General features: G+C 42.6%; 11 protein-coding genes. 9 read left to right on the plus strand and 2 right to left on the minus strand.

Translation table 11 applies throughout. From position 1 onward, the window contains the following. Positions 1-37: 37 nt before the first annotated feature. Positions 38-1,393 carry a phosphomannomutase/phosphoglucomutase gene (locus PHH40_00130; protein ID MDD2766158.1) on the minus strand — a complete coding sequence of 452 codons (1,356 nt, stop codon included), beginning with the start codon at positions 1,391-1,393 and terminating at the stop codon, positions 38-40. Positions 1,394-1,546: 153 nt separating this feature from the next. Between PHH40_00130 and PHH40_00135 the strand changes: the two genes are divergently transcribed. From PHH40_00135 to PHH40_00150, 4 genes are all read left to right on the plus strand, one after another. Continuing rightward, positions 1,547-2,287 carry a hypothetical protein gene (locus PHH40_00135; GenBank protein MDD2766159.1) on the plus strand — a complete coding sequence of 247 codons (741 nt, stop codon included), beginning with the start codon at positions 1,547-1,549 and terminating at the stop codon, positions 2,285-2,287. A gap of 148 nt (positions 2,288-2,435) precedes the next feature. Next, positions 2,436-3,527: a redox-regulated ATPase YchF gene (gene ychF, locus PHH40_00140; GenBank protein MDD2766160.1), complete on the plus strand. Its 1,092-nt coding sequence runs from the start codon at positions 2,436-2,438 to the stop codon at positions 3,525-3,527. Between the two features lie 180 nt (positions 3,528-3,707). Beyond that, positions 3,708-5,354: a chaperonin GroEL gene (gene groL, locus PHH40_00145; GenBank protein ID MDD2766161.1), complete on the plus strand. Its 1,647-nt coding sequence runs from the start codon at positions 3,708-3,710 to the stop codon at positions 5,352-5,354. A gap of 124 nt (positions 5,355-5,478) precedes the next feature. Beyond that, a complete protein-coding gene (locus tag PHH40_00150) occupies positions 5,479-7,227 on the plus strand; it encodes an ATPase, T2SS/T4P/T4SS family (GenBank protein ID MDD2766162.1) in 1,749 nt (582 codons plus the stop codon). Positions 7,228-7,322: 95 nt separating this feature from the next. Here the strand turns inward: PHH40_00150 and PHH40_00155 are convergent, their stop codons facing one another. Then, positions 7,323-8,828, minus strand: coding sequence for a RelA/SpoT family protein (locus PHH40_00155; GenBank protein MDD2766163.1), 1,506 nt, complete (start codon positions 8,826-8,828; stop codon positions 7,323-7,325). A 207-nt stretch (positions 8,829-9,035) separates the two neighbouring features. Here PHH40_00155 and PHH40_00160 point away from each other — a divergent pair, with 207 nt between their 5' ends. The 5 genes from PHH40_00160 (at position 9,036) to PHH40_00180 (ending at position 12,596) form a co-directional block, all read left to right on the plus strand. After that, positions 9,036-9,479, plus strand: a complete 444-nt coding sequence (locus PHH40_00160) for a Fur family transcriptional regulator (GenBank protein ID MDD2766164.1) — start codon at positions 9,036-9,038, stop codon at positions 9,477-9,479. A gap of 83 nt (positions 9,480-9,562) precedes the next feature. Further along, on the plus strand, positions 9,563-10,504 hold the full coding sequence (locus PHH40_00165) for a zinc ABC transporter substrate-binding protein (protein MDD2766165.1): 942 nt from the start codon (positions 9,563-9,565) through the stop codon (positions 10,502-10,504). A 4-nt stretch (positions 10,505-10,508) separates the two neighbouring features. Then, positions 10,509-11,261 (plus strand): metal ABC transporter ATP-binding protein, encoded by a 753-nt coding sequence (locus tag PHH40_00170; protein MDD2766166.1) that lies wholly within the window; start codon positions 10,509-10,511, stop codon positions 11,259-11,261. Between the two features lies 1 nt (position 11,262). Then, positions 11,263-12,069, plus strand: coding sequence for a metal ABC transporter permease (locus tag PHH40_00175; protein MDD2766167.1), 807 nt, complete (start codon positions 11,263-11,265; stop codon positions 12,067-12,069). A gap of 74 nt (positions 12,070-12,143) precedes the next feature. Next, a complete protein-coding gene (locus tag PHH40_00180) occupies positions 12,144-12,596 on the plus strand; it encodes a hypothetical protein (protein ID MDD2766168.1) in 453 nt (150 codons plus the stop codon). Positions 12,597-12,636: the final 40 nt, after the last annotated feature.

Raw genomic sequence — 12,636 nt, forward strand, 5'->3', positions numbered from 1 at the left:
TTCTTTTGATAGGTCTGCAAGTTTTTTTGAAAAGAGTTTATGATCGTATGAGAGCGAGGAGTTCGGCTTGTTTTTCTTCCATCATCTCCAGTGTTTTTGCTTCGAGGTTAAGACGAAGAAGGGGTTCGGTGTTCGATGGACGGACATTGAACCACCAATCATCATAATCAACTTTCAGTCCGTCGAGTTCGCTTATTGTGCCATCGCTGTATGTTTCTTTGAGTTTAGTGAGGATAGCATCTTTGCCTGTCTCGCCGGTAGGTAGGTCGGCAACTTCACTATTGATCTCCACAGAATGAGAATAGCGTTTGAGGTCTTGTACTAATTCGGAAATAGTTTTTCCTGTCTCGGTCATCAAATTGAGGAGCAAAATAGCAACTAAAGTACTGGCTTCAGCAAAAGAGTTTTCTTCGAAATAGTAGTGTCCAGACAGTTCGCCGGCGAATATCGCTCCGTCAGCACGCATCTGTCGCTTGATAAAGGCATGTCCGACACGGCATTCTTTGGCAATACCTCCATTTTCCTCGATGACTTCTCGTACAGCACGAGAGGATCTGAGATCATAGAGAATTGTCGCTCCTGGTTTTTTGGTGAGAATGATTTTTGCGATGAGCCCAGTGATGAGGTCCATTGGAATGATGGTTCCTGTTTCGTCGGTAAATCCGACACGATCAGCATCGCCGTCGTAAGCGATACCAAGATCGGCGTGTGTTTCCTTGACCTTGGCACAGAGTTCATCGAGAGTCTCGGTCTTGAGAGGATTGGCTTCATGACACTGGAACGGATGATCGAGGTCGTTCCAGAGATTCACGACTTTGATGTTGTCAGAGAATCGTTCGTACATTGGCAATTCGAGTACTCCCATCGAGTTGGCAGTATCAATGACTACTGTGAATTTTTTGTCCCTGAATGATGCAAAAGAAGAAAAATAGTCATAGTACACCGGGCGAATATCTTGATTCGTCATTGTTCCTTGTCGTGGTGATGTTTCCCATTGACTCGCCAGTGCGAGATCACGAATTTCACGGAGACCAGAATCTTCTCCGACAGGGAGTGCTCCACGGAGAGCGATTTTCACACCATTGTATTGAATAGGATTGTGTGAAGCAGTGAGAGAAATAGCTGCATCGACATCGAGCCGACCAGCGGCGAAATACACCATCGGCGTTGTGATGACTCCGAGATCGATGACATCGCAACCGCCTTCCATCACGCCACGAGCAAAATGCATAAAGAGAGCGGGGCTCGATGGTCGAATATCTCGTCCGATAGCGAGACATTTTGGTTTCAGATATGCCACGACGGCTCGTCCGATGTTGTAGGCGTCATCTTCATTGATATCGTCTGGATAGACTCCTCGGATATCATAAGCCTTGAAAATTGTTGATTTCATAGCAAGAGTATAAAAAATAATACTTCCAGTATATCACAATAATTTCCTCTTGGTTTCCAAATATGAAAAAATGAGCACATTTTATTTCTTGACGAAAAAGCAAAAAAGATGTATAATATAAGTTCAGTTCTTTTACTTTTTTGGAGGTTTCAAATGGAAAAAGCACTTGTTATTCCAGGGTTCAAAACGAACCTCGTTCGAGTACTCGATGACGATACCGCGTCATTCGATCAGTTGGCGAAATTACTCGTTTTTCAGCCATCGATCATTGCGTTGCTCTTTGGTGCGGCAGTAAAAATCTGTAACGAGATGCACTGTGCGATTTTGCACCGACCACAGTCCGTACATGGCATAATAAACGTCCTTGGTTTCAATGGTGTCATCAGGCAAATCGACAATATTGAAGAAGTATCGTACGAGAAGCGGGATGATATCGTCCAGAACGCTATCGTCCAGAATGCACGCGATACCTATGAATCGTCGCGGGTATTGGCGAGGTTTGCTGAGATAGAGTTTGGGTGGGTCGTCCAGAATCGGGTCCAGGCACAAAACTTTTTCCTCTACGGGTGTCTTGCCGGAACAGGGGATCAAGAGCTCATAGATTCTTTCAATGAGTCACAAGAGTTTTCTCGCCATCTGTCTTCCAGTAAAGATGCGAATATTCCATCACCGGCAATAGCGACTGCTCTTGTGAAACAATTCCGTAAACATGGACGGACACATGTTGACGGTTTCTTCACAGAAGGTTTCTGCGGATACAAAGAAGAATCTTTCAAGAAACGAACCTGGAGTAGTCTTTATGACGAATGGGAATCGGCGGATCATGATATTAGTTTCATGTTCAGACGTATCGCAGAAGAATCTAAGAGCGACCGTCCTCTCTACGCTCCATGAGAGTTCATGCCGCAGGCACTTGTTGTTTAGTAAACAGCAGGTGCCTTTTTTTTGACTTTACTGTTTCTTTCTGTAAGAATAGAGTATGCTTTTGATTTTTCTTTGAGCTAAAAAGCTAACAAAGTTAATAAACTACAAGCTTTTCCTTATGGCATTACAAGTAGGTATTGTGGGACTCCCGAACGTCGGAAAATCAACATTGTTCAAAGCGCTCACTCGGAAAGCAGTGGATATTAACAATTATCCGTTTTGTACGATTGAGCCGAACGTCGGTATTGTCGAAGTGCCTGATGAACGTCTCGCGCAACTTGCCAAAATCTCAGGAACGAAAAAAATCATCCCAGCGGTGATTGAGTTTGTCGATATTGCTGGTCTGGTGAAAGGTGCGAGTGAGGGAGAAGGACTCGGGAACAAGTTTCTTGCGAACATCCGAGAAGTGGATGCTATCGTCGAAGTCGTCAGAGTATTCCCCGCTCAAAGCGGGTCCGCCTCGGGCGGAGAGATTATTCATGTCTATCAGACAATCGACCCAGAGCGAGATATCGATATCATCAATACTGAGCTTATCTTGGCTGATATGGAAACCGTCGAAAAAAGAAAATTGAAATCAGGAAAAGATGCTCGTGCCGGGAAGAAAGAGGCTGTGATAGAAATGGCGGTACTCGAAAAACTGGAAGCGGAATTCCAGGCTGGCCGTCTGCCTCATGCCATCATGGAAACATTCTCTACCGAAGAAAAAAAAGTCGTGAAGGGTCTCCAGCTCCTCACAACCAAACCGTTTCTCTATGTCTACAATGTTTCAGATATCGATCGTGCGCTCAGTGGAGAACTCGAAGCGAGACCGCACGTGAAAATCGATATTAAAATTGAGGAAGAATTGATCGAGATGTCTCCCGAAGAAATTACCGAAATGGGACTCGTTTCGCATATCGGAGACCTCGCCAAGCAAGCGTATACGCTTCTCGGACTCATGACGTATTTCACGACTGGCGTGGAAGAAACCCGTGCCTGGACTATTCCTCTCGGCTCGACTGCACCACAGGCAGGCAGTGCTATTCACAATGATTTTGAAGAGAAATTTATCAGAGCTGAAGTAATCCATGAGACGTTACTCCTCGAAGTTGCCAGTCTTTCAGTGGGTAAAGATCCATGGAGCGCTTCACGTGACACTGGAGCCCTCCGCCTCGAAGGCAAAAACTACATCGTGCAGGACGGCGATGTGATGGTGTTCAAGGTATAGCACTCTCGTCGAATGATCTTTTAGAAAAGTAATGAGCATGCTGAAAGCAAAGGTCTTGACACTCATTTTCTGGCAGTCTATAATAGAGAGTGCTAATAGATAAATTGTTTCATACATTTTATTCTTTCGTTTTTTGTTTCTTGTTGAACAATAAAAAAGAAAGAATAAAATACAACATATATGGCCAAACAAATTGCGTATGGTGCTGATGCACGAAAAAAGATCAAAATTGGTATCGACAAGGTAGCTGATGCAGTAAGGGTAACTCTCGGACCGAAGGGGCGTAATGTCATCCTCGCACGCCCGTATGGTGGACCGACCATCACCAATGACGGTGTGACGATCGCCAAAGAAATAGAACTGAAAGACAAATTCGAAAATCTCGGAGCAGAACTTATCAAGCAAGTGGCAGAGAAGACGAATGATGTGGCTGGTGATGGTACGACGACATCGACTGTTATTATGCAGGCTCTTGTGCGTGAAGGTCTGAAACTCGTCGAAACCGGTATCAATCCTGTAGGCATTCGTCGTGGAATGGAATCTGCCAAAGATGATATTGTTGAAATTTTGAAAAAAAATTCCAAGAAAATTTCTTCGAAAAATGAGATTACTCAGGTGGCTACTATATCTGCCGAAAGCCGTGAGATGGGAGAAATGATCGCTGATGTGATGGATACCGTCGGTAAAGATGGTGTCGTGACAACAGAACAGTCTCAGACACTTGGTCTTTCTAAAGAAATTGTGAAGGGAATGAATTTTGATAAAGGATTCATCTCTCCATATATGATGACGGATGCGGAAGCGCAAACAGCGGAACTTTCGAACCCAAGTATTCTCATCACAGACAAGAAGATTTCTGTCATTGCAGACATCGTGCCACTCTTGAATGAATTGGCGAAAACAGGCAAGAAAGATATTGTGATCCTTGCGGAAGATGTCGATGGAGAGGCGCTCGCCACGCTCGTTGTGAACAAAATTCGTGGCGTGATAAATATCATCGCGATCAAAGCACCAGAATTCGGAGAGAATAAGAAAGCGATGCTCGAAGATATCGCCATCCTCACTGGTGCAACCGTCATTTCAGGAGATACAGGGATGAAACTCGAGACGGCGACGCTTAATATGCTCGGTACAGCACAGAAAGTGATCGCTACCAAAGACGACACGACAATTGTTGGAGGCAAGGGCAAGAAGCGAGATATCGATGCACGTGTCGCTACAATCAAGGCTCTGATCGAAAAATCGAAAAGTGAATATGAGGCAGAAAAATTGAAGAAGCGTATGGCAAAACTCTCTGGAGGTGTTGCTGTGATTCGTGTCGGAGCATCGACCGAGACGGAACTCAAATATATGAAAGATAAAATGGAGGATGCAGTCTCTGCGACTAAAGCCGCTATCGAAGAAGGTATCGTAGCAGGAGGTGGAACGGCTCTCGTCAAAGCCTCGAGTGTCGTCGCATCGTCCAAGAAAATATCTTCTCTTGATCATGAATTCAAAGCAGGATATGAAATCGTTCTCAAGGCACTTGCAGAACCATTCCGTCAAATTGCCTTGAACGCTGGCGAACAAGATCCAGCAGTGGTGCTCAATACTGTTCTCGAGAGTAAACTCGTGAATTTCGGATACAATGCCAAAGAGAATGTGTATGAAAACGATATGGTGAAAGCTGGTATCATCGATCCTCTCAAGGTAACTCGTACCGCACTCGAAAACGCAGTGTCGGTAGCATCGCTCCTCCTCACAACGGAAGCATCTGTTGTTGATGAAGAGAAAGAAGAATCAGCGAGTACACCTAACCCGATGGCAGGCATAGGAGGAATGATGTAATTTTGAAGCAATTTCCTAAATATCAATTGCAGGACAGTGAGCATGAATGAAAAAAAGAGACTCTCGAAACAGAGTCTCTTTTTGTATGGTATAATAAAAACAAATAAAAATAATTTCGAGTTCTATGCGTATAGAAAATAAAGACCTGGAAAAATTCTTAATTGATTCGAATATTCTTTCGAAAGAAGTTGTCGAAGAGAATGTGCTCGAGGCACAAAAAGAGAAGAAAAATCTCGGGATATTGCTTCTTGAAAAAAAATTAGTCGAGGAGGCAGAACTTCAGAAAATGTACGCGTATATTCTCGGAATCCCGTTTGTAGATCTGACCAAGGAAACTATTTCGATGGAAGTATTGCAGATCGTTCCAGAACTTATTGCCAAAAAATACAATATCGTTTCTTTTGAGAAAAATGGTGCCAATCTGAAAATTGCGATGCTCAATCCTGAAGATCTGCAAACGATTGATTTTATTCGCAAAAAAACAGGACTCAAAATAGTGCCATGCCTGACAACCCGAGAGAGTATTCAAGGAGTGCTTCGTCAGTATGAGAAGAGTCTCAAGGCAGAATTTGGTGACATGTTGACGGGAGATATCACGGCTGAGGGTGAGAGTAGAGAGGATGAGAATCTCGAACAAGTCGCTGCAGGGTTACCTATTATTCGTATTGTCGACACGCTTCTCAAACATGCTATTCTCGAATCTGCCAGTGATATCCATATCGAACCAGATGAGAAGGAAGTTCACGTGCGCTATCGTATTGATGGAGTGCTCCATGATGCTATGACACTTCCGAAGGATGTTGCTGGAGGTATCGTCGCTCGTATCAAGGTGCTCGCGAACCTGAAACTCGATGAACATAGATTGCCACAAGATGGTCGTTTCAAGATTCAGAATGATGAATATAAGATATCGTTTCGTGTGAGTATGCTCCCGGTGTTTGATGGTGAGAAAATCGTAATGCGTCTCTTAGATGAATCTTCCAAGGGTCTTACGCTTGAGAAAATGGGACTTGCAGGAACGGCACTTGAGGCAGTTCATCGCGAAATCGGCAAGCCAAACGGTATGATTCTTGTGACAGGACCGACGGGTTCAGGGAAAACGACGACACTCTATACGGTGATGGACATTCTGAACAGACCGGAAGTAAACATCAGTACCGTGGAAGATCCAGTAGAGTATCGTATGCCGAGAGTGAATCAGACTCAGATCAATCCGAAGGTCGGTATGACTTTTGCAGCAGCTCTTCGTTCGCTTCTCCGTCAGGATCCAGATATCATTATGGTGGGTGAAATCCGTGATCAAGAGACGCTCGAGATTGCGATGCATGCAGCTATGACAGGACATCTTGTACTTTCGACCCTTCATACCAACAGTGCTGCTGCGACACTTCCTCGTATGATTGATATGGGTGCTGAGCCATTCCTCATTGCATCGACTGTCAATGTCATTATTGCTCAACGTCTCATCCGTCGTCTCTGCGTCGAATGTCGCAAACCGTATACACTTGATCCAAAAGAAATTGATTCTCTTTCCAAATCATACAATATCGAAAATATTTTCACATTTCTCAAGAATGATCCTGTAGGAAAGAAATTTGTTGAGAAGGCAAAAAATTGGAACGAGATCACTTTTTATAAAGCTACTGGTTGTGAGCAATGTGGTGGTGAAGGTTATCATGGACGAAATGGTGTCTATGAAGTGCTTGCAATGGATACAACGATCCGTAAACTCATCACACAATCTGCAACGACCGAAGAACTCGAAGCGGAAGCAAAAAAAGCTGGTATGACGACGATGGTAGAGGACGGCTTTCTCAAAATGGTGCAGGGGATTACATCACTCGAAGAAGTGATGCTCGCAACAAAGGAATAGAGAGAAGAGACAGATACAGGATAAGTGGTAAAAGATAGAGAAGAATGAAAGAGTAAAAAAACCGCGGATGCGCGGTTTTTATTTTTCATCAATTATCACTTCTCGGGCTTGAATTCGTTATTATGATGTTCTTGACGAATACGTGATTTGGCAGTGGATGTCTTTACAAAGTTGAGCCAGTCGCGACTTGGCTTTTTCTTTTCTTTGGTAGTGAGGATTTCTATCACTTGACCATTCTGGATATGATAATCGAGAGGAACCATTTTCCTGTCTGCTTTGGCACCGATAGTTCTGTTTCCTATCTCACTATGGATAGCATAAGCAAAATCAATGGGCGTAGCTTCTTCGGGAAGCTCGATAATATCCCCTTGTGGAGTGAACGCAAAAATGTGATTTTTGAAAAATTCGATACGGAGTCCCTCAGCAAATTCTTTGTCATCACGTCCGATTTCTTTCTGCCATTCTTTGAGCTGTTTGACCCATGTGAGCTCTCGAGGAAGGGTTGCTGGATCTGTTTTCTTGGGAAAAAAGAGATCCTTCCAATGAGTTTTTGCTTTTTCAGTATACATCCAGTGAGCAGCGATACCATATTCGGATTCATCGTGCATTTTTTGTGTACGAATTTGGATCTCGAGGATTCGCCCATCCGGACCAAAGACAGTCGTGTGGAGTGATTGGTAGCCATTGGGTTTTGGAAGAGAGATATAGTCTTTGATACGACCGACCATCGGACGATACTCACGATGGATGATACCGAGCACTTCATAGCAATCAGCAATCGTCTGAACGACTATTCGGATAGCGATGAAATCATAGATATGAGTGACGTCCATATCATGACGCTTGAGTTTCTGATAGAGCCTGTATGGGTGTTTTGTACGCCCGCTTATGTTGAGTGTCTGTATCTTTTCCTTCTCGAGTACTTCACCAAAAAGTTTGAGTACACGATTCATATATTCTGTACCTTTGTTGAGATAGGTCTCTTCTATTTTTTTTGTTTCGGCATAATGTTCTGGCTCGAGGTGTTTGAAACAGAGGTCTTCGAGTTCACCTTTTATTTCTCCGATACCAAGACGGTTGGCGATAGGGGCGTAGACTTCCATTGTCTCTCGTGCGATACGTTCTTGTTTCTCTGGAGGGAGATATTCAAGTGTTCGCATATTATGGAGACGGTCTGCGAGTTTGATAATGACGACACGAATATCCTGAGCCATGGCAAGAAACATCTTTCGGAGGTTCTCGAGATGATATTCTTCTTTTGTTCCACGAAGCTTTATTTTTCCGAGCTTGGTGATGCCATCGATGAGATAAGTCACTTCCTTTCCGAATTTTTTTTCGATTTCTGACAAAGTTATCGGAGTATCTTCTGGGACATCATGGAGGAGAGATGCGATGATCGTCGTCGTATCCATACCAATTTCAGTGAGTGTCTTGGCAACATGGAGACAATGGACGATATAGTCAGCTCCTGATTTCCTCTTCTGTCCTCGGTGGGCATTTTCTGCAAATTGGTATGCTTCAGTGATAGCTTTCTGGTCAGTACTCGAGAGAGGGCGAGCAGCAGATCGGAATATATCGTTGAGAGTGATGGGAGTGGGCATATTGTTGAAAGAATAAGGATAATATCAATATATCCAGTATAGACCAAACTGAAAGGAGAGCAACCCCGCCCGCATCGCTTCGCCAGCCCGCAGTAGATACAGCGTTTCTGGCGGGCGTAGCGATGCGGGCGGGCCTATTCACTCATTATTTTTTTAGAACACTGTTTCAGCTTGACAAATGCAACTGAGTTGCGTTAATATGAACACATGGGAAAATATACAGAAGAAATATATCGAATACTTGAGGAGAATCATCTCCGCCTGACTCAGACGAGGAAGGTGTTGCTTGATATTCTTTTTTTAGAGGAAGATCCTCTTTCTGCTACTCATATTCTCGGAAAAATGTCAGAGCGAGAGTGTGATGTGAACAAAACGACCGTCTATCGAGCGCTCGAACAATTTGAAGAGAGAGGTATAGTGAGGGGAGTGCAACTCGGAGATCGTACAAAATACTACGAACTTGCTTCTCGTGATCATCATCACCATCTCGTCTGTGTGCAGTGTGAGTGTGTCGAGGATATCGATATGGACGAGACGACACTTTCGGAGGAAGAGAAGAAAGTGGGTCAGGAGAGGGGATTCGCTATTCTGAGGCATTCTCTCGAATTCTTTGGAATATGCAGAAACTGTCATACATCACCAAGTAAGTAATTTTATATCAAAATCCCACGGCCGTGGAATTATGATAGGATTTGAATAAGGAGGCTATTTTGTAAGACTAACTATAAGAAAGTATGAATATGCAGAAAAAAATATTTTTCATTATCTTGATTATAACTCTTATTGGCGGTGGAATTTTTGGTCTCACACGAATGAAATCGAAAATAGAAACAAGTGAGAAAAAAATACAGGTAGTAACAACACTTTTCCCTCTGTATGACTTTGTCAGAGTGATAGGGCAAGAGAGAGTAGATGTGTCGCTCCTCCTTCCTCCAGGAGTGGAAGCTCATTCTTTCGAACCTAGACCAAGTGATATTGTGAAGATCAATACATCTGACCTTTTTGTGTACACTGGAAAATTTATGGAACCGTGGGCAGAAGACATCATCAATGGTGTCACAAATAAAAAGGTACAATTCGTCAATACTGGGAATGGTATAGAGCTTCTCAAACTTACCGAGGGTATGCCCGATGAGGCTCATGGAATCGATCCTCATATCTGGCTTGATTTTGATAACAACAAAATGATGATTGACAGTATAGTACAGGCACTCGTAGCAAGAGATCCTGCGAATGTGTCGTTCTATGAAAAAAATGCTACCGACTACAAAAAGAAATTAGAAGAGTTGGATAGCCAATACAAAACATCATCGACAACATGTGAAAACAGAATGATTGTATACGGAGGACACTATGCTTTTGGATATTTGGCCAAGAGATATCATCTGGAATACCTCGCCGCCCAGGGTCTCGCACCAGATGCTGAACCTACTGCGAATGATCTGGTGAAATTGGTCAAACAGGTCAAACAAAATAATATCAAGTATGTTTTCTATGAAGAGATGACCACTCCAGAAATTGCTGAAACCATTGCCAATGAGACAGACGCGAAAATGCTTCTTCTGAATGCCGCGCATAATGTGAGTAGAGAAGACATTGAAAACAATATTTCTTTCCTTTCAATGATGACAGAAAATTTAACCAATCTAAAAACTGGTCTTGGTTGTAGTGAATAAAATTATGGAAACAATCATTGAAACAAAAAACCTTTCCGTGAATTACGGACAGACAGAAGTATTGAAAGATATTTCTTTTGCCGTTGAACAAGGTGATTTTATAGGGCTTGCCGGACCCAATGGCGCAGGGAAAACAACGCTTGTAAAAGCTCTCCTCGGGTTGTTGCCCATTTCCAAAGGAGAAATTGAACTCTTCGGAAAGACAAAAGAAAACTTTGATGAGTGGGGGAAAATTGGGTATCTCCCTCAGAAATTCTCTACCATGAATGCACTTTTTCCTGCCACCGTTGCTGAGGTAGTGATGCTTGGTCTTCTATCACAAAAGAAATTTCCCAAAAAGATAACGACAAAGGATCACGAAAAAGTTGATAAGATTTTGCAAGAACTCGGCGTGAGCAATCTGAAAAAAAGAATGCTTTCAGAACTTTCTGGTGGACAACAGCAAAAAGTGTTTTTGGCGCGTGCTTTGGTTCCAGATCCGAAAGTTCTTATTTTTGATGAGCCGTCGACCGCTCTCGATCCCGAATCCAGGGAATCATTTTTTCAACTGATACAAAAACTCAATAAACAAAATGGTATTACTATTATTCTCATCACCCACGACACGGGTTATATCGGGCAATACACCAATAAACTCCTTTATATTGATAAAAGCGTTATTTATTTTGGTAAATTTTCCGATTTTTGTATTTCCGAAAAAATGAATTCTTATTTTGGAAAATATGAACAACATATAATTTGCCATCAGCACGACTAATATGGAAATACTCACTTTTTTACAGTACACGTTCATTCAAAAAGCATTTTTCGCTGGCTCATTCGTGGCGATTGTTTGTTCAGCGCTTGGTCTGTTTCTTGTGTTGCGAAAAATGTCACTCATTGGCGACGGACTTTCTCATGTCAGTTTTGGTGCTATTGCACTCGGTTTATTCCTGGGAATATATCCTTTCTATATTGCTGTTCCGATCGTGATGATTGCGTCTCTCTTTATCTTGAAAATTAGCGAAAAAGCTAGAGTATATGGCGACGCTGCAATTGGTATTGTTTCAGCTGTTGGGATTGCTTCGGGTGTTATTCTTGCGAGTGTTTCCAAGGGATTCAGTGTTGATCTTTTCAGTTATCTTTTCGGAAACATCTTAGCTATTAGCACTATCGAAGTTGTTTTGTCGGTTATGCTTTCCTTTGTGGTTTTAGCAGTGATATATTTTTTCTATTGGGACTTGTTCTCCGCAACTTTTGATGAAGAATACGCCAAGACGACTGGTATAAAAACGAACTTTATTCATACACTTTTGACATTACTCACCGCTGTGACAGTAGTTCTGTCTGTCAAAATGGTTGGAATTATGCTTGTCTCCGCACTTCTTATTCTCCCTGCTGTTACATCTCTGCAGTGTGCCAAAGGTTTCAAGGGAGCGATGATCATTGCTGGTTTTGTTTCACTTTTTTCGGTGCTATTTGGGATAACCTTTTCTTTTTTCCTTGATTTTCCGACGGGAGCGACAATCGTGATGATGAATGTTTTCTTTTTCGTGCTTGCACTGATATACAAACGTTTGGAATAAGAATACTTTTCTCTTTTTGTCTTCTCGTTTGACAAGTGGTATACTGAGAATACTAATTCTTTTGTCGTGATGTTATGAAACTTCGAGGATCTGCGCTCGTATTCTCTCTTGTGGTACTTTCTTTTCTTTTGATGAGTGCTCTGTCTGTCGCCACTATTTCTGTAACGAACAAGCGTTCTATTCTCGCAAGTAAGAATTCGACAATCTCTTTTCAATTTGCTGACACGGTAGCAGAAAATATATTAACAAAAATTTATAAAATACATGATTCTGTCGCTGGACCACACTATGCTGATTTAGATGCATTGGCTGGTGCGTTGACGGGAGCGGCTTGTGATAACAGTGTTATCACCGGGACAGGATATGCAGTAACATTCTATAGTTGTGCAGATGCCGATACGTGTTCTGATATTACTTGTTCGAGTAATACTTGGCGCGCCGATGTTTCAAAGATGAAAATCTTGGGTACATTCGGTGGAGTGACGAGAGCTATCGAAGTAGGGATTACTCCTGCCACAACACCATAAACATTTTCTTTTTATACAGTAAAAAACAGAGAACAATTGC

The sequence above is a fragment of the Candidatus Moraniibacteriota bacterium genome, from assembly GCA_028688415.1.
Taxonomy (GTDB): Bacteria; Patescibacteriota; Minisyncoccia; order Moranbacterales; family UBA1568; genus UBA1568.